The organism is Streptomyces sp. NPDC006997, assembly GCF_040635175.1.
Taxonomy (GTDB): domain Bacteria; phylum Actinomycetota; class Actinomycetes; order Streptomycetales; family Streptomycetaceae; genus Streptomyces.
The window spans coordinates 1-20489 of sequence record NZ_JBEYHH010000009.1 but is presented as its reverse complement, the minus strand read 5'-3'; the positions used below and the strand labels follow the sequence as shown (position 1 = coordinate 20489).

14 protein-coding genes are annotated in these 20489 nt (G+C 75.5%); 5 read left to right on the top strand and 9 right to left on the bottom strand.

The window, feature by feature from the left end; all coding sequences use genetic code 11:
- Positions 1-42: 42 nt before the first annotated feature.
- The 4 genes from ABZ659_RS11050 to ABZ659_RS11035 are packed head-to-tail and all read right to left on the bottom strand — an operon-like array spanning position 43 to position 7809.
- Positions 43-4629 carry an SAV_2336 N-terminal domain-related protein gene (locus ABZ659_RS11050; RefSeq protein ID WP_360216389.1) on the bottom strand — a complete coding sequence of 1529 codons (4587 nt, stop codon included), beginning with the start codon at positions 4627-4629 and terminating at the stop codon, positions 43-45.
- Positions 4619-5638 carry a MoxR family ATPase gene (locus ABZ659_RS11045; protein WP_360216386.1) on the bottom strand — a complete coding sequence of 340 codons (1020 nt, stop codon included), beginning with the start codon at positions 5636-5638 and terminating at the stop codon, positions 4619-4621. Before ABZ659_RS11045 ends, ABZ659_RS11050 begins: the two co-directional genes overlap by 11 nt.
- Before the next feature lie 48 nt (positions 5639-5686).
- Positions 5687-7441 carry a trypsin-like peptidase domain-containing protein gene (locus ABZ659_RS11040; protein ID WP_360216383.1) on the bottom strand — a complete coding sequence of 585 codons (1755 nt, stop codon included), beginning with the start codon at positions 7439-7441 and terminating at the stop codon, positions 5687-5689.
- A complete protein-coding gene (locus tag ABZ659_RS11035) occupies positions 7438-7809 on the bottom strand; it encodes a CU044_2847 family protein (RefSeq protein ID WP_360216380.1) in 372 nt (123 codons plus the stop codon). Before ABZ659_RS11035 ends, ABZ659_RS11040 begins: the two co-directional genes overlap by 4 nt.
- A 236-nt stretch (positions 7810-8045) precedes the next feature.
- Here ABZ659_RS11035 and ABZ659_RS11030 point away from each other — a divergent pair, with 236 nt between their 5' ends.
- The gene (locus ABZ659_RS11030) at positions 8046-11678 is read left to right on the top strand and encodes a S8 family serine peptidase (RefSeq protein ID WP_360216377.1); all 3633 of its coding nucleotides are present in this window, start codon (positions 8046-8048) and stop codon (positions 11676-11678) included.
- A 60-nt stretch (positions 11679-11738) separates the two neighbouring features.
- Here ABZ659_RS11030 and ABZ659_RS11025 read toward each other — a convergent pair whose 3' ends face one another.
- From ABZ659_RS11025 to ABZ659_RS11015, 3 genes are read right to left on the bottom strand one after another with little or no spacing between them, the layout of a single operon-like run.
- Positions 11739-13082: a carboxyl transferase domain-containing protein gene (locus ABZ659_RS11025; protein WP_360216374.1), complete on the bottom strand. Its 1344-nt coding sequence runs from the start codon at positions 13080-13082 to the stop codon at positions 11739-11741.
- The gene (locus ABZ659_RS11020) at positions 13075-14532 is read right to left on the bottom strand and encodes an acyl-CoA synthetase (RefSeq protein WP_360216371.1); all 1458 of its coding nucleotides are present in this window, start codon (positions 14530-14532) and stop codon (positions 13075-13077) included. Before ABZ659_RS11020 ends, ABZ659_RS11025 begins: the two co-directional genes overlap by 8 nt.
- Positions 14508-15470 carry a LysR family transcriptional regulator gene (locus ABZ659_RS11015; RefSeq protein ID WP_360216368.1) on the bottom strand — a complete coding sequence of 321 codons (963 nt, stop codon included), beginning with the start codon at positions 15468-15470 and terminating at the stop codon, positions 14508-14510. Before ABZ659_RS11015 ends, ABZ659_RS11020 begins: the two co-directional genes overlap by 25 nt.
- An 82-nt stretch (positions 15471-15552) precedes the next feature.
- Between ABZ659_RS11015 and ABZ659_RS11010 the strand changes: the two genes are divergently transcribed.
- Both ABZ659_RS11010 and ABZ659_RS11005 read left to right on the top strand, forming a co-directional pair.
- Entirely contained in the window at positions 15553-15912 is a 360-nt protein-coding gene (locus ABZ659_RS11010; protein WP_360216365.1) for a DoxX family protein, read from the top strand.
- 92 nt (positions 15913-16004) lie between these two features.
- Entirely contained in the window at positions 16005-16874 is an 870-nt protein-coding gene (locus ABZ659_RS11005) for a hypothetical protein (RefSeq protein WP_360216362.1), read from the top strand.
- On the opposite strand, the gene ABZ659_RS11000 is transcribed toward ABZ659_RS11005, so the two are convergent.
- The gene (locus tag ABZ659_RS11000; RefSeq protein ID WP_360216885.1) at positions 16818-17432 is read right to left on the bottom strand and encodes a response regulator; all 615 of its coding nucleotides are present in this window, start codon (positions 17430-17432) and stop codon (positions 16818-16820) included. The genes ABZ659_RS11005 and ABZ659_RS11000 overlap by 57 nt on opposite strands.
- Positions 17433-17703: 271 nt before the next feature.
- On the bottom strand, positions 17704-18324 hold the full coding sequence (locus ABZ659_RS10995; RefSeq protein WP_360216360.1) for a hypothetical protein: 621 nt from the start codon (positions 18322-18324) through the stop codon (positions 17704-17706).
- Between the two features lie 296 nt (positions 18325-18620).
- Between ABZ659_RS10995 and ABZ659_RS10990 the strand changes: the two genes are divergently transcribed.
- Both ABZ659_RS10990 and ABZ659_RS10985 read left to right on the top strand, forming a co-directional pair.
- The gene (locus tag ABZ659_RS10990; RefSeq protein ID WP_360216357.1) at positions 18621-19394 is read left to right on the top strand and encodes an IclR family transcriptional regulator; all 774 of its coding nucleotides are present in this window, start codon (positions 18621-18623) and stop codon (positions 19392-19394) included.
- Positions 19391-20233 (top strand): SMP-30/gluconolactonase/LRE family protein, encoded by an 843-nt coding sequence (locus ABZ659_RS10985; protein ID WP_360216354.1) that lies wholly within the window; start codon positions 19391-19393, stop codon positions 20231-20233. Before ABZ659_RS10990 ends, ABZ659_RS10985 begins: the two co-directional genes overlap by 4 nt.
- The last annotated feature ends 256 nt before the right edge of the window (positions 20234-20489 follow it).

The following is a 20489-nucleotide window of genomic DNA, read 5'->3' as shown; positions in this document are numbered from 1 at the left end:
CGGGCGGGGTGCCGCTGACCGGGTGGTGTGGGGCGGGCGCGGTCACCGCCGCCGCCGGACGACGTCCGCCAGGTCCGCCAGGCTCGGCACCGCGAGCACCGCACCGGCGGCCACCAGCGCGGCCCGGGCCCGCTCATCGGCCGCGTGTCCGACGAACGGCACCCCGAGGTCCCGGGCGGCGGCCAGTTCCACATGGGTCGAGCCGATCAGGACCGCGTGCCGCGGGGGCGTCCGGGTGGGGAGCAGGGCACGCCGGAGGACGTCGGGGTCCGGCAGCAGGCGGTACGGGCGGCCACGGCCCAGGATCCCGGTGTGCTCGTCGAGCGAACGGCTCCTCAGGTAGGCCGCGATCACCCGCGGGTCCGCGTCCGACACGACGGAGACCGGGAGGCCCGACCGCTTCAGGGCGTGGATGAGCCGGTAGGCGCCGTCGACGGGGCGCGCGGTGTCCAGGGCCTGGGTTTCGAGGGCGGCGAGACGTTCGGCCAGGGGGTGGGCGAGGCGGGGGTGGCGGACGACGGCACGCAGGACGTCCACGGGGTGCGTCCCGTCCTCCCGGAGCGGCATTCCGGCCAGCAGCGGCACCCCGACCACCACCTCGCCCGGCTGCTGGAGGTCGGTGACCAGCGAGGTCAGCTCCCGGACCGCCGCCCGGGAGGCCCGGGTGGTGGGGTAGAGGTCCACCAGGGTGCCGTCGAAGCCCAGCAGGAAGCACTCGGCGGTGGTGAGCGTCTCGACGAGGTCGGACCGCACGGTGCTCCGGCGTGGCACCGCGGACGGTGAGATCAGCCACCGGACCGCGTAGCCGGGCAGCTTCCAGCGCAGCAGGCGGCGTTCGAGCTTCTCCACGTCCAGCGGGCTCGGCAGTCGGCCGCTCTCCTCGTCCAGCCGCTCGGCGAGCCGCGCCGGGAGGTCCCCGACGGAGTGGCGCACGGCCTCGACCGGGTCGACGACCCGTACCGCCGCCCAGGTGCGGGGGCTGCGGCTGACGAAGACGCTGCGCTCGACGAGGCTGACGTCGTAGTAGTGCCAGCCGGGCGCTGTCGCGCCGCCGGGGCCGTCCAGGGTCGCCGTGCCGTCGGGGCGGACGTAGACGACGACCCGGTGCGGGCCGGGGGAGGGCGGCTCCCCGGCCAACTCCCTGGCCACCTCCTCGGCGGGCAGGGGCCGGGGGCCGCGCACCGGGTGCTCCGGGCCGCCGTCCGAGGCGGCCACCGGCACGTACAGCAGCGTGTACCAGAAGGTGGGCGGCGACGTGTCGATGCGCAGGCCGACGTGCTCCAGAGGGGAGAGCTCGGTGTGCAGTTCATGGGTGACGCCGACCACGGCGTCCGCCCCGTGGGTGTCGAGGACTCGGCGCAGCACGTCCCGGTCCCTCTCGGGGCGCGCGCGGGCGGGCCGGAACGTCACCACCAGCCGGGGCACGCCGGGCACCAGCTCCGCGACCGCGTCCGCCAACCGCCGCACGGTGGCGGTCAGGAGCCGCTTGGCGGCGGACTCCGTCCGCACCAGGACCTCGTACCCGTCCGGCCTGGACGACAGCTCGCAGTCCAGCGCCGTGAGGCCGCTGACGTCGATCAGCCGGTTGACCGCGCGGCCGAGGGCCAGCCGGGTGTCCTCGTGCTCGGGGTCGGCGAGTTCGACGAGCACCGCGGTGTGCGCCGGGGCGGTCCTCTCGCCAGGCTCGACGGCCGCGCGCAGTTCCTGGTACAGCCGCCGGGTGTCCGTGCCCGGTGTGCCGCCGGACGCCAGGAAGTCCTCGTAGCTCTCGACGGCGGCGACGGCGTGTTCCCGCCGGAACAGCGCGCGCATGTGGAGGCGTCGGACGTCCTCGTCGGTGGGGGCTTCGCGGACGAGTGAGGCGAGGTCGTCCAGGGCTTCCTCGACCCGCCCCAGCTCCAGACGCAGCTCCGCGCGCAGGGCGCGCAGGGTGCGGTGCAGGCGGTGCAGGCGGTCCCGGTCCGCTGCCGCCGCGGGACCCGGTACGCCGTCCAGGGGACCGTCCCACCACGGGCCGAGGGCGTACTCGACGAGATCAAGCCCATGTTCCCGCCGCGCGTCGGTCGCGGCCCTGAGGTACTCCTCGCAGCGCAGCACGTCGACGTCGGCCCGGTCCGGGGGCACGGTGTAGCCGTCGCCTTCGCGCACCAGGACGTCGTCGCCCACGGCGCGGCGGATCCGGGAGGCGTACGCCGCCAGCGTCCCGTGGGTGTCCTTCGGCGGCTGGTCCCCCCACAGGCCCGCGGCGAGTTCGCCGTCCGGGACCCGCCGCCCCGGCTGCCGCAGCAGCATCCACAGCATGGCCTGCGCCCGGCCGGAGACGGGGGCGAGGGGCTCCCCGTCGCGATAGATCCGCAGCGGACCGAGGAAGAAGAACTGGACCGGAGCCCGGTCGGGCGGGCTCAGCCTGGTCAGCCGTTCCAGACCGTCCCGCTGGAGTGGCTCGCTCCCGGAGAGCAGACCGTTGACGGCCGTCTGGAACTCGGAGCGCACGTGCTCGCGCAAGGAGGTGCCGCGCCCCGTCTCCCGGAGGAGACGGCCGAGCGCCGCAAGGTCGGCCCGGCGGCTCGCCGCGGTGTGCGGGCGCAGCGAGAACCGGCTCAGGACCGGGCCGCGCTCACTGAGCATGACGTACGACGACGAGAGGGCGCCGTGCGACACCTTCCCGGCGTGTACGGACCCGAGCGCCAAGGCCAGTTGGGGAACCAGGTCCAGGAGGACGTCGGCGGGGAGCCTGCCGTCGTGCGCGGCGAGGAAGCTCCGCAGACTGTTCGCCGCCACGTACTCGGTGACCAGATAGGCGGCCCCGGTCTCCTCGTCCACGCCGTAGTCCTCGACGGTGACCACGTGCCTGCCCCGGAGGTCGTCCAGCGCCCGGGCCGCCGCCAGGAAGTCGGCGGCCTCCCGGGCCCCCCGGGTGGTGAACCGCTGCACCACGACGGGCCGGCCCTTCCCCCGCGGGTCCACGGCCCGCCACAGCGTGCCGCCGCTCCCGAGCCGCTCCACCAGCCGGTAGCGCCCCGCGACCACTTCCCCCTCGGCCGCCGGTCCCGACAGCTGCCGGACGCTGGCCTCGCGGACCATGGCCACCGGCTCGCTCTCCCGGTGGGCCTCGCCCGCTCCCCCCTGCCGGGGCGCGAGGGCCCGGAACTCCCCGGCGGTCACACCGGCCCGCGCGTCGATCAACGCGCCCACGCGGGCGAGGAGTTCGGTGGTGCGGCCCCGGGCGGTGCGCGGCAGGGTGCGCAGCAGCAGCTCGCGGACGCCCGGCCGGAAGGCGTACCGGCCCGGCCCGGTGCTGGTGAGCATCCCGCTGAGGATCACCTCCGCCAGGTGCTGCGGACGCGGGTGCGGTTCGACGGCCGCCTGGACCAGCCGCATCACCGGCAGATGCGGCTCGCCCACGGCCAGGTGCCCGGCCAGCCGGAACGCCTCGGCGGAGGCGGTCGAGCGGAACCGCAGGACCAGTTCCCCGGCGGGCAGCCGCGTCACGTCCCGGCGCGCCCGGCCGTCGTCCGGGCAGGTGGCCGTGGGGCGGCGCGGCAGCAGCGCCGCGGCGCCGGGGAGCCGGGCCGCGCCCGGGTCGGCGACCAGCGCGGACCAGTGCGCCAGCCAGGTCGCCGCCGGTTCCAGGACGGGCACCGCCAGCGCCCCCGGCTCGGGTTCGGAGGAGTACGGCGCGAAGGAGAGCGCCGCCGTGGGCGCGGCCGGTGCCGGGGCGGCGAACAGCCCCGCCGTGGTCGGCAGCGCGGTGTCCCGCCAGAGCCGCTCGGGCAGCGGCTGTACGACGGCCAGCGGCATGTGCTCCGCCCAGTACCGGAGGGTGCGGTACCAGCGGGCACCCGCCGCGCCCTCCCACCACTGCGGGCCCATGCAGTCGCTGACCAGCAGGGTGACGGTGCGGCCGTCGGCGGCCGGGTGGAGGCCGGGCCGCACCCCGCCGTCGGCGTCCGCGCGGTGCAGCTCCACGGTGCGGAACACCCCGGACTGGGCGAGGGCGGCGTGCAGTTCCCGGACGAGGGGCCGCCACACCGGCATCGTCGGCCCGGCGTCCTCCACCAGGTGGAGCGCGAGCCAGCGTTCGGCGGCGGGCCGGAGCACCGGCAGCCACCACTCGGGGCGGGCGCCGAGCCGGGCGATGCGGTGGGCGGTGGCCTCCTCGTCCAGTTCCCGCCGGACGGGGGAGGGGGTCCGGCGCTTGAGGGGGCGCAGGGCGCGTTGCAGGGCGAGCGGGCGGGCCAGCATCGGGGGCGCGGGCGCCAGGAGGCGGGTGTGCGGGGCGGTGTCGGCGGCGCCGGTCAGCGGGGCGGCCTCGGGGGGTGCGCGGTCGGGCAGCCGCAGGGGGACGCGGCGTTCCCCCGCGGGCGCGGGCGGGGGCGGTGCGGCGGGCGGCGGGCCCGGGGGCGCGGGCGTCGGCGCGGGCTCGCCCGGCACGCTGGACGGCGGCAGCGACGAGGGCGGCGGGGGGACCGTCGGCTCCGGCGGCAGCGGCGCCGTGTGCCGGGCCAGCCAGAGCACCTCCGCCAGCTCCACGGACGTGGGCGGCACCCCGCCCCGGGCCTCGGCGAGCACACCGGCGAGCCGGTCGAGACCGGCGCCGCCCGCGTCCCGCTCCCCCTCAGAACGCATCGCTGTCGGGCGTCGGGCTCAGGTACGGCATCAGCTGCTCGGCCAGTTCGTCACGGGAGCCGGTGTCGAGCCCCGCCGCGCCCGCCAGGTAGATGGCGTTGAGCAACTGGTCGGTGGCCAGCTCACCGTCGGCTCCCCGGGCGAGGAAGCGGTCGATGAGGGTCTGGGCGTAGGCGTCGGGTTCCCCCAGGTGCGCGCGGACGATCTCCACGAGGTGGGCGTCGCGGGGCTGGCGCAGCTGGAGCCGGACGCAGCGGCGCAGGAAGGCGGGCGGGAACTCGCGTTCGCCGTTGCTGGTGAGGACGGTGAACGGGAACGCCCGGCAGCGCACCCGCCCCCGCCGCACGGTCACCCGGTCGTCCGTGCCGTCGACCATCACCTCCGCCTCGGGGGTGTGCCGGGCGGCGCGGACCAGCTCCGGGATCTCGTACTGGCCCTCCTCCAGGATGTTCAGCAGGTCGTTGGGGAGGTCGAGGTCGCTCTTGTCGATCTCGTCGACGAGCAGCACCCGGGGGCGCTGGTACGGCAGCAGCGCCGTGCCCAGCGGGCCGAGGCGCAGATGGTCCTGGAGGTCGGTCCCGGGGGGCGGCGCGGCCGGGGTGGCGGCGGCGTGTCCGGCGGCGTAGAGGCGGGACAGGGGGTCGTACTGGTAGAGGCCGTCGTGGAGGGTGGTGCGGCTGGTGATGTTCCAGCGCAGCACCGGACCCAGCCGCAGTTCCCGCGCGACCGCGTAGGCGAGGGACGACTTCCCGCTTCCCGGCGGCCCCGTCACCAGCAGCGGGCGCCGCAGGTACAGGGCCGCGTTGACCAGCTGGACGCTGTCCGGGGTCGCCCGGTAGGTGCGGGCGCGGTGCCTGCGGTCGGGGGAGGTGGCCGCCCGGTCGTCGTCCTCGGCGGGGGTCGGCAGCCCGGGGCCGCCGTCGAAGTCGCGCCAGGGCGGCGGCGGGGGCAGCTCGGCGATGCCGTCGTGCGGTTCTCCCGTGCCGGTGTAGACGGGCCACAGGGACATGCGTTCTCCTCGGTGCTCGGGGTTCCCGGGGCGTCGGACGACGGCTGCTCAGCCGACGGGGGAGCGGGCGTGGCCGGGTGTCTCCGGGAAACACCGGGGGTCCTCCCACAGCAGGGTGACGTCCTTCGCCCAGTGCTGTTCGGGATCCGGTGACAGGTACACCGTCTTGCGCAACGTACGGATGTGAGCGGGCAGTTCGGACGGCGCGAGCCCCGCGAGGTACTCGGTGAGCGAGTCCAGGAACGTGGTCCCGGCGCACCGCTCACCGTCGTCGTGGCCCGCGTCGCAGCCGGTGCGCGGCCACAGCATGACGGGGACCGAGCCGTTGAGCCCGGCGGCGAACAGCCGCTTCATCCGGGCGGTCCGCGGCGGTGCGGTGAAACCGACCATCTCGCCGTCCTCCCACAGTCTGACGGTGAGCTTGCCCTGGTCCTCGTCGCTGCCGCACTCGACGCGGTACAGCTCGGCACGCTCCCGCGCGTCGAGCCGCTCCCACTTCTGCGCGAGCCCGTGCCGCAGCCCGCCCCGGTGCCGCCGCTCCCGGTCCACCACGACCAGCGGGTACAGACACCCCAGCGGGCTGGGATCGTCCCTGCCGCGCCGCCAGTGCGCCACCGGCTCGTTCAGCCACTCCCGGGGCAGCAGGAACGCGATGAGCACCTGGGCGCCGGGCCGCAGTTCGTGGAACGCCTCGTCGACCCGCTCCAGGACGTACGGCCGCACCTTGCCCCGGGGCAGACTGCGCGCCCCGACCACCCAGCGGCGGCCGTCGCGGTACGCGGACACCTCGACCAGCACCTGGTGCCGCCCCGCCCCGCTGCGCTCCAGCTCCACCACGATCGGCGACCACGGGGCGGAGCCGGGCGCCGCCCCGGCCGGGCGCCGCTCCCCGGCGGGGTGTTCCCCGGCCCCGGCGTACCGCCTGCGCCAGCGTTGCAGGGCGTGCCGGATGGCGGGGTCGTCCACGAAGTCGGCGAGGTGCCCGGCGAACCGTGCCACCGCGCGCGGGTCCTCGACCTCCCAGCACAGGTACCAGACGGCCGCCCACAGCGACGGGAACCCACCGGGCGGCACCGGCGGCCCGGTCACCGGATCCACCGAGTCCCGGAACAGCTGCTCGGGCCCGCAGGCGGCCCCGGCCCGCTCCGCCGCCTCGACGAGCCGCCGCAGGGCCTGCTTCTCGCCCCGTCCGAGCCCGCCGGTCGGTATCAGCTCGCCCAGCTCGGACCAGTAGCGGGCCATGACCGGCGCGGGCAGCATCCGGCCGTTGCGGACGCCCGGGTCCCCGGCCGCCGCCGACACCATCCCGACGACGCGGCCGGAGTCGGCGAGGACGGCCGCCGCCCCGCTGAACCCGGGGGCGAGCGGCTGGCCGTGCGCGTTCCACGCCTCCAACTGGACCCACTCGCCCGCGATGCGCTGCTCGGCGGTGGCGCGGTACTCGGCGAGGGTGCCCTCGTCGTAGTGGTCGGGGAAGCCGTACACGAGGAGCCTGCGCGGCGGGTCGCCGTAGGCGTCACCGGGCGCCGCGAACTCGGCCGGGGTGAGGGACACCGCGCGCTCCAGCTCCAGGACCGCGAGGTCGCCCGGGTCGGTGTCCCGCCCGCCCCAGCCGCCGTCCGCGACGACGGTGGCGGTCAGCTCGCCGAGCCCGTCGGCGTGCGGGAAGGCGACGGTGACGGCGGCCGTGTCCCGGTCGCGGACCACGTGGGCGCAGGTCAGGACCGCGCGCGGGGAGATGAGGAACCCCGCTCCGACCTCGTGCCCGCAGTGGATACGGGCGTGCCAGGATGCGCTGCTCATGAGACGGGGGCGGTCTCCTCCGGCGTACGGGCGGCGGTCTCCTCCGGCGTACGGGGGGACGGTGACCAGCTCAGCCGCACCAGCAGGTGCCCCTCCGCCGACCCCTTGGCGATGACCGCGCCGGTCTCCGCGCTCAGCCTCACCCCGAACTCCAGCTCCACCGAGTCGGGCCGCAGCGAGCCGTCCCGGAAGACCCGCAGCGCGGACTCGGCCGCCGCCCGCACCCCGTCCAAGGCGGCCTCGAACGTGCGCGCCGCCTGTGCGGGCCGCCCGCCCCGGGACACCAGCCGCGCCCCGGACCCGTCCACGGCGCCCTCCACGACGACCAGCGCGCCGTCCTCGGTCCTGAACTCCAGCATTCCGTCCATGGCGGCGACCGCTCCCCGTGGTGTGTGACCTAGCCGGATCCCATTGTTACGGACGGCACTTGACGGCGTACCGGATTCACCGGACGGCACCGCCACCGTCCCACTCCCGGCCCCCGCCCTGGCGGAAACCCGCCAGGGCGCCTATCCGCCACCGCCCCCCAAGTCCCGTGCGCCACACGCCGCCTGACACTCGTCGCAGCACTCGTTCGACGAGGACTCGACGAAGAGAGGCGTGGATGAACACAGGACCAGTCAGACGTGGGGCGATCCTCCTGTCGACGGGGCTCGTGGTCGCGCTGGCGCCGGTGGCCCCGGCGTCCGGGGCCGCCGAGACGACCCCCCGTACGGCAGCGGCGGCGGACTCCCGCACCGTCACCCTCGTCACCGGCGACCAGGTGACCGTCACCGAGGTCGGCGCCGGGAAGCGGACGGTCACCGTGGCGCGTCCGCCGGGGGCCACCGGCGCCGTGCGCACCCAGGTGGCGGACGGCGCCCTCACCGTCGTACCGGACGAGGCGCTGCCGTATCTGCGGGCGGGCACCCTCGACGCGCGGCTGTTCGACGTCAGCGGGCTGATCCGGCAGGGGTTCGCCGACGCCCGGACCGCCGAGCTGCCGCTGATCGTGACCTACGGCAAGGGCGCGCGGGCCGCCGCCGAACCGCCGGGGGCGCGCCGTGAACGGGCGCTGCCCAGTGTGCGCGGGGCGGCCGTGGCGGCGGCGAAGGGGCGGGACTTCTGGCGCGGGTTCACGCGGGGGGCGGCCGGGGTCGAGGGCGTGTGGCTCGACGGCCGGGTGCGTGCCGCGATGGCGGAGAGCAACGCGCAGATCGGTACGGCGGCGGCCTGGGAGGCCGGACTGACCGGGAAGGGCGTCACCGTCGCCGTCCTGGACTCCGGCGTCGACGCGGGCCACCCCGACCTCGCCGGACGGATCGACCGCGCCGAGAGCTTCGTCGAGGGCGAGGAGGTCGCCGACCGCAACGGCCACGGCACGCACGTCGCCTCCACGGTCGGCGGCAGCGGGGCGGCGTCCGGCGGCGCGGAGAGGGGCGTCGCGCCGGGGGCCACGCTCGCCGTCGGCAAGGTGCTCAGCGACCAGGGCTCGGGCAGCGAGTCGCAGATCATCGCCGGGATGGAGTGGGCGGCGCGGGACGTCGGCGCGGACATCGTGTCGATGAGCCTCGGCTCCACCGAGCCCAGCGACGGCACCGACCCGATGGCGCGGGCGGTCGACACCCTCTCCGCTGAGACCGGCGCGCTGTTCGTCGTCGCGGCGGGCAACACGGGCGCCCCGTCGTCCATCGGCTCCCCGGGCGCCGCCGACGCCGCGCTCACCGTCGGCGCGGTCGACGCCGCCGACCAGGCCGCCTACTTCACCAGCGGCGGACCGCGGTACGGCGACAACGCCCTCAAGCCCGACCTCGCGGCCCCCGGCGTCGACATCCTCGCCGCCCGCTCCCGCCTCACCGGCGGCGAGGGCGACTACACCTCCCTGAGCGGCACGTCCATGGCGACCCCGCACGTCGCGGGCGTCGCCGCCCTCCTCGCCGAACGGCACCCCGACTGGACCGGCGCCCAGCTCAAGGACGCGCTGATGTCCACGTCGAAGCGACTCGACGCGTCGGTGTACGAGCTGGGCGCGGGCAGGGTCAGCGTGCCGGACGCGGTGACCGCCCCGGTCACCGCCACCGGCAGCGCCGACCTCGGCTATGTCCGCTGGCCGTACGCCTCCAACGAGCCGGTGTCCCGCACCCTCACCTACACCAACACCACCGCCGAACCGGTCGAGCTGCGCCTGTCGACGGAGGGCGCGGCCCCCGGCGTCGTCACCCTGGCCGACACCGCCCTCACCGTCCCCGCGCACTCCACCGCCACCACCACGGTCACCGGCGACGGCACCAACGCCCCGGTCGGTCGGACCAGCGGCCGGATCACCGCCACGGCCCCCGACGGCACACCGCTCGCGCACACCGCGTTCGGGCTGGTCAAGGAGGACGAGCGGTACACGCTCACCGTCCACGTCAAGGACCGCGACGGCGCCGCGACCCCCGCCGACCTGGTCGTCCAGCGGCTCACCGAGGGCGCCGACCCGTTCCCCGCGTACGTCGACGACTCCGGCACCCTCAGGCTCCGGCTCGCCCCGGCGACGTACAGCCTCACCTCCTTCCTCGACGTACGCGGCAGCCACGGCGCCGACTCGCTCGGCCTCGGCTTCCTCGCCGCGCCCGAGGTCACCGTCGACCGGGACCTGGAGATCACCCTCGACGGCCGCACCCTCCGCGAGGTCAGCGCCGACGTCGGCCGCCGCACCGAGACCCGGCAACTGCTCATGGAGTACGACCGCGCCGCGCACGGCTCCGACCTGTTCGGCGCGGTCCAGGTCCCGTTGACGTACGACAGCGTCTTCGCGGCGCCCACCGGACGCGTCGAGCAGGGCGACTTCGAGTACCGCACGGTGTGGCGCCTCGGCAAGCCGCTCCTCCGGGTGGCGGGCGTCGGCGAGGCGGTCGTCCAGCCCGGCGGCACGCTGGTCGAGGGCCGGACGCGGCTGCCGCTGGTCGACGTCGGGGACGGCCCGCTGGACGGCGTGGCGGGCAAGGCGGTGCTGGCCCGGCTGCCGCAGGGCACGCCCCCGCCCGCACTCGCCCAGGCCGCCCAGGACGCGGGCGCCCGCGCCCTGTTCGTCACCGACGACCGCCCCGGACGGCTCATGGCCTGGTGGGGCACCGACGACAACGCCGACCGCCCGCTCCAGATCGCCACGGTCAACGCGGCGGACGCCGCCCGGCTGCGGGCCACCCGCACCGTGGACATGACCGGCACCCCCGACACCCCGTACGTCTACGACCTCTCCCACGGGCACCCCGGCGGCATCCCCGACCGGGACCTGACCTACGCGCCCGACCCGCGCCGCGACCTGGCCGCGCTGGACGTCCGCTTCCACGCGGTGCGGCCCGGGACGACCGAGGGCGGCGAGTTCCGCTACTCGATCACGGACACCTTCCCCCTCGGCATCGGCTTCGCCGAGCGGATCGACTACCCCGCCGAGCGCACCGACTACGTCTCCACCGGCGCCGGACAGCGGTGGCACGAGTCGGTGAGCACGGCCGACGGCGCGCTGGAGCAGCGCGGCGGACTGGTCGACCACCGGGACGGCGGCGAGCTGAACTGGTTCCGCCCGGTGTGGCACCCCTGGCTCGGCACCGGCCTGGGCTGGGGCCAGCAGCGCACCGGCGACCAGCTCCAGTTCAACGTCCCCGGCTGGGGCGACTCCGGCCCCGACCACACCGGCTTCGGCGACGTGTGGAGCGACGACAGCGGCATGACCCAGTCCACGGAGGTGTACCTCGACGGCGAACTGGTCGACCGGCGGCGCGGCTCGACGGCGTACGTGGGGGACGCGCCCGCCGACGAGCACACCTACCGGGTGGTCACCGACACGGCCCTGGACGCCGCCCGCTGGGGGCGTGCGACGGAAGGCCACACGGAGTGGACCTTCCGGTCGTCGGCCGCCCCTGACGACCGGCAGACGTACCTCCCCCTGATCAACCTGGCCTTCGACCTCGACACCGACCTCGCGGGGACGGTACGCGGCGGCTCCCGGCTGCCGGTCGGGCTGCGGGCGGAGTACGTGCGTGACGCGACCGGCACGGGGACGGTCGGCGGCGGGACGCTGGAGGTGTCGTACGACGAGGGGCGGACCTGGCGTGAGGTGGAACTGTCGCGGGACGCCTCCGGGCCGTCCTGGCGCGGCGTGCTGCGGGTGCCGAGGGACGCCTCCGGGTACGTCACCCTGCGGGCGTCGGCGCGGGACGACCGGGGCGGCGCGGTGACGCAGGAGGTGACCCGGGCGGTGGGGATCCGCTGAATCCGGGTACCCGGAGTGGAGCGCCGCCTCCCTGGGACGGGGAGGCGGCGTCCGCGCCGTTCAGAGGGGGCGGACCAGCCCGAGCCGGACGAGGTCCCGCGGCGTGATCTTCAGCTGGTTGGCGGTCACTTCGGTGTCTTCCGGGCCCCTCTTGAGGATCGCGGCGGCCAGCTCGGGCGCGATGACGGAGAAGTAACTGTCGGGCGCGGCATAGGTGTGGCCGGGCGCGGCGAGCGCGAGGGCGCCGCCGGAGCCGCCCTCGCCGATCACCAGGGTGGTGACCGGCGTCCGGGCGGTCGCCACGGCCGCGAACACGTCCGCGATCGCCGGGCCCACCCCCTGCCGCTCCGCCTCCGCGTCGTTCGCCGCGCCCGGCGTGTCGACCAGGGTCAGCACCGGGACGCCCAGCCGGTCCGCGAGGCGGATCAGCCGGGCGGCGGTGCGGTAGCCGGCCGGGCGGGTGGCGGTGCCGGTCTGGGCGGCGTACGCGACGGTCCGCCCGTCGTGACGGCTCTCCCCGAACCCGCAGAGGATGCCGGTGGGGTCGGTGCCGCCGCAGCGGTCGCCGGAGACGGTGACCCGGTGCGTGAAGTAGGCGTCCAGGTAGCGGGACGCGCGGGGCCGGTCCGGGTGCCGGGCGCGGTGGACGGCGTCCCAGCCGGTGGCGGGCGGGTCGGTGAGACCGAGGGGGCGAGGTGGCGGGGCCGGTTCGGTGGTCGGCGACGAGGTGAGCAGCCGGAGCCACTGCCCGAGCGTGCCCCGCAGCGCCTCAGGCGTGACGACCGCGTCGGCAGCGCCCGCCGCGACCTGCGCCTCCGCCGTGTACGCCGCCGGGTCGGCGTCCGCCGGGCGGACCCGGGAGCCCGCGAAGCCGACCTGCGCGCCGGGCAGGGCGAGGACGACGTCGGCGCCCGTGCCGAGGGTGGCCCAGCCGCCACCGGTGGCCGGGTCCCGCAGGACGGCGATCTGCGGCACCCCGGCGGCCCGCGTCAGCGCGGACTCCCGGGCCACCCGCTGCAACTGCGTCAGCGCGACCATGCCCTCCTGCATCCGACTGCCCCCGGTGGCGACGAGCGCGACGACGGGCAGCCGCCGCTCACGGGCGTGCGCGTACGCCGACTCCAGCCGGTCGCCGGTGCGTTCGCCGAGGGAACCGCCGAGGAAGCCGAACTCGCAGACGACGAGGACGGCACGGGTGCCCTCGATCAGCGCGGTGCCGCAGACGACGGACTCGTCCTCGCCGGTGCGTTCGGCGGCGCGGGCGCGGGAGGCGTCGTAGCCGGGCCAGGCGAGGGGACCGTCGGGGGCGTGCGGCCGGTCGCCCCGGTCCGGGAACGGGCTGAACTCCTCACTGAGCAGCCGGATGACGGACCGCGCGGAGAGCCGACGGGACCGCTCAGCCATCGACATCGCCGCCGAGGGCCCGCTTCATGATCTTCCCCATGTCGTTGCGGGGCAGGGCGTCGAGGTAGCGCAGGACGCGGGGCCGCTTGTGCGGGGCGAGGCGACGGGCGACGTGACCGGCCAACTCGTCGAGACCGGGCGGGTCGTGGGCGTCACCGGGCACGACCCAGGCGACGATCCGCTCGCCGAGATCGGGATCGGCCTCGCCGGTGACGGCGGCCTCGCGCACACCGGGGTGTTCGAGAAGGGCGTTCTCGATCTCCCCGGCCCCGATCTTGTACCCCCCGCTCTTGATCAGGTCGGTGGCCTTGCGCCCGACGATCCGGACGTACCCGTCGCCCTCCCGCACGGCCATGTCACCGGTGCGGAACCAGCCGTCGGCGGTGAAGGCGGCGGCGGTGGCGTCGGGGCGGTTGAGGTACTCGGTGAACAGGTTCTCCCCGCGCACCTGCACCTCACCCACGGTCTCCCCGTCGTACGAGGTGACGGGCGCCCCGTCCTCCTCCACGAGCCGCAGCTCGACCCCCGGCAACGGCACCCCCACCGTCCCCGCCCGCGCCTCCCCGTCGGCCCGCACGCTGGTGTTCATCAACGTCTCCGTCATGCCGTACCGCTCGACGACCCGGCGCCCGGTCGCGGTGGCGATGCGCTCGTGGTCGTGCACGGGAAGCGCGGCGGACCCGGAGACGAGCAGCCGCGCGCCGGTGAGCCCCTTGACCAGCTCCGGCTCGGCGGGAAGCGCCTCGGCGATGCGGTGGTACATGGTCGGCACCCCGAAGAGCATGGTGGCGCCGCCGTTCAGCTCCCGGGCGACACCCTCGGTACTGAACCGCCCCAGATGCCGGACGGCACCGCCCCGCCGCAACGGCCCCAGGATCCCCAGCACCAGCCCGTGCACGTGGAACAGGGGCAGCCCGTGCACGAGCACGTCGTCGCCGGTCCACTGCCAGGCGTCGGCGAGCCCGTCGAGGGTGGCGACGAGGGCCCGACGCGGGATGACGGCACCCTTGGGCGGCCCGGTGGTGCCGGAGGTGTAGACGACGAGGGCGGGGGCGGAGGGTCCGCGGTGGACGTCGGGGATCCGACCGTGGGCGCATACGTCGACGTCGTACCGCTCGATGCCGGCGAGGGCGCCGGGCAGCTCGTCCCCCGGGGCCGCGAGGACCACCTCGGGGGCGCTGTCGCGGAGAACGTGCCCCAGCTCCCGGTCCCCGGACTTCGGGTTGAGCGGCACGGCGGCGACCCCGGCGAGCAGCACGCCCACGACCCCGACGGCGGTCTCCAACGCGGGCGTCGCCCATACGGCGACCCGCCGGGCGTCCCGCACCCGGTCGGCCACGGCCCCGCTGGCGGCGGCGAGTTCCGCGTAGGTCAGCGAACGGTCGCCGAAGCGGAGGGCGGGCCGGTCGGGGGCGGGAACGCGGGTCAGGTCCGGGAAGAGGGTGGACACGCGGCGTACTCCTCGGGAGGGAAGGTGGCGGTGGCGTCGTCGTTCACGGCGTGGTCCGTACAGCAGCGGACGAAGTCCCGGACGACGGGGTCGGCGTCGTCTGCGGACGCCCAGGCGACGGCGACCTGGCTGGGGCTGACGCCGCTGACGGGGCGGTAGACGACGCCGGGGCGGGCGTAGAAACGGGCGGCGGACGCGGGGGCGAGGGCGATGCCGTAGCCGTTGGCGATGGCGTTGAGCCAGTCGTCCGGCTGGTCGGTGACGGCGCCGACGCGGACGGGGTGCCCGTCGCGTTCGTCGACGGCCAGCCAGTGGTCCCGCCAGGGGCCCGTCTCGGGCGGGGCGGCGACGAAGGGCTCGTCCAGGAGGTCGCGGAAGGCGAGGGGGCCGCGGTCCCGGTCCGCGAGCGGATGCCCCGTGGGCAGGGCGATCCAGCGGGGCTCGGTGAACAGAACCGAGGTGCGCAGGGCGTCCTGGCCGGGAAAGGGCAGCCGCAGCAGGGCGACGTCGACGGTGCCGGCGGTGAGTCCGGCGCTCGGGTCAGCCCAGGTGGCCTGCCGCATCTCCGCCCGCCAGCCCGGTCGGCGCCGGGCGAACTCCGCGACGAGGCGCGGGGTGGCCTCGTTGGCGGCGCTGGCGAGGAAGCCGACGCGCAGCACGCGTGCGGCCCGGCTGGCCTCGCCACGGGTGTCCCGCAGGGCGCGGTCCCAGTCGGCGAGCAGGGCGGGGACGCGGCCCGCGAGCGTCCGCCCTGGTGCGGTCAGGGCCATCCCGCTGCGCGATCGGCTGAACAGCCGGACGCCGAGCTGGGCCTCCAGCTGCCGGATCTGCTTGGTGAGCGCGGGCTGGGACACGTACAGGCGCTCCGCGGCACGGGTGAGGGTGCCCTCCTCCGCGACGGCGACGAAGTAGCGCAGCAGCCGGGTGTCCACGTCCATGCCGTCAGGTTATAGGCGCAGGTATGGGCGGCCGAGGGGGACGCTCGGCGAGGCTGGCGGCGCAGCGACGAAAGGGGCTCCCGTGCTCGTCTCCGTCACCTACGTGACCATCACCGTCATCACCATCGCGGCGAACGCCGCCATCGCCGCCGCGGACTTCGCGAAGGCGGAGTTCGTCCTCGCCAACTCGGCCGAGGTCGGCGTCCCCCGCGGGTGGCTCCCGTGGCTCGGCACGCTCAAGGCCGCGGGGGCGGCGGGGCTCCTGCTGGGGCTCCTGGGCGCCCGGTGGGTCGGCGTCGCGGCGGCGACGGGGCTCGTGGTGTTCTTCAGCGGGGCGGTGGTGGCGCACGTACGCGCGCGGGTGTACGGCAACATCGCGTTCCCCGGGGGTTACTGGGCGCTCTCGGGGGCGTCTCTGGGGCTGGCTCTGGCTTCCGGCTAGGGAGAGGCGATGGGCGCGGGCCGCCGTACGGAGGATTTCTTCCCCTCTTGTTACGCTCCCGGGCGATCGTGCTCCCCACGGAAGGACCCCGCGTGCCCCGCATAGCGCTCGTCACCTGTCGGCCCCGGCCGGACGTCAGTGTCGACCGGGACATGCCGGTCCTGGTGGCGGCGTTGGAGGGCGCCGGGGCGGAGGTCCGGGCGGTGGCGTGGGACCAGGCGGGGGTGGAGTGGGAGGGCTTCGACCTCGCGCTGATCCGGTCCACGTGGGACTACAGCTGGCGGGCTGAGGAGTTCCTGGCGTGGGCGGAGGCGTGCGGCAAGGCGACGCGGCTGGTGAATCCGGTGGACGTCGTGCGCTGGAACACCGACAAGCGGTACCTCGGGGAGCTGGCGGCGGCCGGTGTGCCCACGGTGCCGACGCGGTACGTGGCGCCGGGGGAGGGCTTCGACCTGCCGGTCGACTCCGAGTTCGTCGTCAAGCCGACGTCCGGGGCGGGGGCGCGGTTCGCCGCCCGGTACGCACCTGACGAGCACGTCATCGCCGTACGGCAGGTGCGGCGGATGCACGCCGAGGGGTTCACGGCGATGGTGCAGCCGTACATGCGGGGCATCGACGTGCGCGGGGAGCGGGCGTTGCAGTTCTTCGGCGGCCGGCTGCTGCACGCCAGCCGGAAGGGGCCGGTGCTGGCGCCCGGCGTGGCGTACGACGAGCGGAAGGTCGCGCATCCCGGGCTGGAGGTGTGGGAGCCGACGGCGGCGGAACTCGCCCTCGCGGAGCGGGCGCTGGGCTGTGTGCCGGGTGGGGCGGAGCGGCTGACGTACGCGCGGGTCGACCTCGTCGACGGGGAGGACGGGGAGCCGCGGCTGATGGAACTGGAACTGGTCGAGCCCAATCTCTTCCTGTCACTGCATCCGGAGTCCGCGCGGCGGGTGGTGGAGGCGGTGCTGGCGGAGGCCTGACGATCCCGGACGCCCTCGTCCTCGTCGTGGGGGCGATGGGTGACTTCGGCTCATGGCTCGCCCGCCCGCCTCCCGTTGCACCTGCCCTTCTTCCCCGCTGGTCAGGGGAGCGTGAGCCAAAGGGGCCAATTGCCCCTGGACTCGCCGTCCTGGCGCGTACCGGTCCAGCGGCGTGTCCCCGTCGACGTGCAAGGTGCGGCGGGACGTGTCCAGGGTCAGACGGCCCACCCGGCGTACGGAGTCCTGGCCGGGGCCCGCCGTGCGGCGCAGCACGCTCTTCACCCGGGCCACCAGCTCGTGCGGCGAGAAGCGCTTCGTCAGGTAGTCGTCGGCGCCCAGCTCCAGGCCGAGGATGCGGTCGGCCACCTCGTCGCGCGCCGTCACGAACACCACCGGCGTCCAGTCGTCGCCCTCCCGCAGCCTGCGGCACACCGTCACGCCGTCCATCCCGGGCAGGGCGATGTCCAGCACGATCGCCACCGGGCGCAGCCTGCGGGCGGCGGCCAGCGCGGCCGTGCCGTCGGCCTCCACGTGGACGCCGAACCCCTCCCGGCTCAGCTAGCGCCGCTGGACGTCGGCGATGTGCCGCTCGTCCTCGGCGATCAGGACGAGCCCCCTGTGCTCCGGCATGGAGTTGACTCTAGTCAGAGCCCTCTGCCGAAAGGGGCGCCGCCCAGCCCGTGACGCCGATCCTTACGCTCCCCGAACACGCGGCGAACGTTCCGCTCGCACGCCTTCGCCAACCTGGCTGGGACATCCGGATCCGACGATCCGACGATCCGACGACCCGACCAGGGAACGGCGTGCGCATGACGCCTCCACGTCAGCCTCAGTGGCGGTCCCGCGCGGCTTCCGGGGCGTCACTGACCGCCGTCCGCTGGAGCAGGCCCCAGGTGAACTCCGCCGTCACCCGGTGCCGTACCCCCCGCTGGTCCGGTGCCGTGAACGCCAGTCCCCAGCGGGTGGGCGCGGTGCCCTCCAGGGGGCGGGCGGGGGCGAAGGCGCGGGCGGCCTCGTCTACCGTGCAGGACCAGGGGGTGAGGTCCGCCAGCGAACGGAGGGCGGGAGGCCGGGCGTCGGGGGCGCGGACCAGCCACTCGTTCCACAGGGCGCCGCCCGGGGCGAGCAGGATCTCGAAGCGGAGGTCGGGCCAGAGGGGGACCGCCCACCGCAGGGCCTCGCAGTCCAGGTCACCGACGCGGCGCGGGACGGTGGACTCGGGGGCGCCGAGGACCGAGCGGTAGCGGGTCGCGGCGGCGCGGGCGTGCGGGGAGCGCAGCATCGCCTGCCAACGCTTGTTGGCCTCCCGCATGTCGGTGAGGGACGCGCCCAGCTCCCGACGGGCCGCGGCCACCAGGTCCGGGTTGTGGTCGGCCATCCGGCGCAGCAGGACGAGCTGGAACTGCAGGGGGGTGAAGGGGCTGGGGGGGAGCTTCGAGCGGGGTGGCATGGCACCCATCGTCGTCCACGCGGGCGCCGGCGCGGGCGGTGGCCGTCCGGCAGGAACGGCACGGAGTCGACGCACCGAGGGCCGCCCGCCCGGAACGGCGGCACCGGGCGGAGCGGCCCGTGCCCGGCGACGTGCGTCGTCCGCGCCTGGTGGGCCGCCAGGGGGAAGGGCGCGAGCGCATCCCGCCGCCCGCGGGGCCATTGCCCCGGCAAAGCCTTCACGAGTAGCCTGTTCGTTATTCCGACCACCTGTTGAAATATCGAACGATTCGACCTGACAGAAGGGGGTGCCGGTCTGTGGGACGCCTCGTACCCGCCGTGACCCGGGCTCTCGACATCCTTGAGCTCTTCCTGGACGGGGACGGCACGCTGTCCGCCCCCGACATCGTGCGCAAGCTGCAACTGCCGCGTACGACCGTGCACGAACTGGTCACCACGCTCGCCGCCCGCGGGTACATCGCCCCGGTCCCCGGCCAGCCCGGCCGCTACCGGCTCGGTGTACGCCCGTACCAGCTCGGCAGCCGCTACGCCGAACAGCTCGACCTCGCGGCCGAGGGGCAGCAGGTCGCCCGCTCCGTCGCCGAGACCTGCGACGAGACGGTGCACGTGGCGATACTCGAGGGCACCGACGTCATCTACATCGCCAAGGTGGACTCCACGCACGCCGTGCGCATGGTCTCCGCGGCGGGCCGCAGGCTTCCGGCGCACTGCACCTCGGTGGGCAAGATGCTGCTGGCCTCCCTTCCCGAACCGGAACTCGCCGCCCGGATCCCCGACGGGGTCGAGCTGGTCGCGATGACTCCGAACAGCATCACCGACCCGGTCGATCTGCGCGAGACCCTGGCCGGGATCAGGCAGCGGGGGATCGCGGTGGAGAACCGGGAGTCCAACCCGGACGTCTCCTGCGTGGCCGCGCCCGTTCGGGACCGTACCGGGCGGGTCGTCGCCGCGTTGTCCATCTCGGTGCCGATGATCCGCTGGAGCGACGAGCGGCGGGTGGAGTTGGAGCACCTCGCCGCCAAGGGCGCCGTGGATCTGTCGGAGCGGCTCGGCTATCGGAGCGTGGCATGAGGTACGAGGTGGCGGTACGGGCGGAGGCGCAGCTGGGGGAGGGGCCGACGTGGGACGCGTCGGCGGGCCGCCTGCTGTGGATCGACATCCTGGGGTCGCGGGTGTACGGGTACGACCCCGTTTCCGGCGCCCGTTCGGTGCGGCGCACGGGACAGCACGTGGGTGCGGTGAAGCCGCGGGTGGGTGGAGGGCTGGTCCTCAACCTCCGTGACGGGGTGGGGCTGGTCGACCCCGATGACGGGTTCCGGTGGCTGCACCGTGAGGTGGTGCCGGGGCGTCGGGGGAACGACGCGGCGGTGGCGCCGGACGGGGCGTTGTGGGCGGGCACGATGCGGTACGACGAGGCGGTGGGGGGCGGGACGCTGAGCCGCTTCGGCGGGGACGGGGCGGTGACGGCGGTCCTGGACGACGTGACGGTCAGCAACGGCACGGGCTGGAGCCCGGACGGGCGGCTGATGTACTACGTCGACACCCCGACCCGCCGTATCGACGTCTTCGACTTCGAGGACGGCGTCGCGACGAACCGCCGCCCGCTGGTGGAGGTCGAGGAGGGCGCGGGCTACCCGGACGGCCTGACGGTCGACGCGGAGGGCTGTGTGTGGGTGGCCCTGTGGGACGGTGCGGCGATCCGGCGCTACGGCCCGACGGGCGAGCTGGACCAGGTCCTCCCTCTCCCCGTCCCCCGCGTCACGGCCTGCGCCTTCGGCGGACCGGACCTGACCGACCTCTACATCACCACGGCCCGCGTGGGCCTGACCTCTCCTCACCCCTTGGCAGGCTCCCTCCTGGTCTCCCCGGGTGCGGGCAAGGGCCTCCCCCAACCCGCCTTCGCGGGCTGACCACGCTGCCTGCGGCGGCCTGTGGCTGTTTGGTGGGTGGCTGGGGTAGCGCTGTCTGCCGGGGGGTGGGTCGGGGCCGCGCCGGGGGGTGTCCGTCCTCGGAACCGCGCGGGCTGTGGGGTGCGGGGTGTGCGGGGTTTTCCGCGCGAACCACTGCGGGCCCCAGGACGGCCACCGCGTGGTCTCCGTCAGCTGGGGCGAATGGACGTGGAACGCCTGGGACTTCGGCCTGGCGGGCTACGACGACGAACTCCAG

What these genes read in the sequence shown, in the direction of transcription:
- ABZ659_RS11050 (WP_360216389.1), bottom strand. Translation starts at nt 4,629, where the DNA reads ATGCGTTCTGAGGGGGAGCGGGACGCGGGCGGCGCCGGTCTCGACCGG.
- ABZ659_RS11045 (WP_360216386.1), bottom strand. Translation starts at nt 5,638, where the DNA reads ATGTCCCTGTGGCCCGTCTACACCGGCACGGGAGAACCGCACGACGGC.
- ABZ659_RS11040 (WP_360216383.1), bottom strand. Translation starts at nt 7,441, where the DNA reads ATGAGCAGCGCATCCTGGCACGCCCGTATCCACTGCGGGCACGAGGTC.
- ABZ659_RS11035 (WP_360216380.1), bottom strand. Translation starts at nt 7,809, where the DNA reads ATGGACGGAATGCTGGAGTTCAGGACCGAGGACGGCGCGCTGGTCGTC.
- ABZ659_RS11030 (WP_360216377.1), top strand. Translation starts at nt 8,046, where the DNA reads ATGAACACAGGACCAGTCAGACGTGGGGCGATCCTCCTGTCGACGGGG.
- ABZ659_RS11025 (WP_360216374.1), bottom strand. Translation starts at nt 13,082, where the DNA reads ATGGCTGAGCGGTCCCGTCGGCTCTCCGCGCGGTCCGTCATCCGGCTG.
- ABZ659_RS11015 (WP_360216368.1), bottom strand. Translation starts at nt 15,470, where the DNA reads ATGGACGTGGACACCCGGCTGCTGCGCTACTTCGTCGCCGTCGCGGAG.
- ABZ659_RS10995 (WP_360216360.1), bottom strand. Translation starts at nt 18,324, where the DNA reads ATGCCACCCCGCTCGAAGCTCCCCCCCAGCCCCTTCACCCCCCTGCAG.
- ABZ659_RS10985 (WP_360216354.1), top strand. Translation starts at nt 19,391, where the DNA reads ATGAGGTACGAGGTGGCGGTACGGGCGGAGGCGCAGCTGGGGGAGGGG.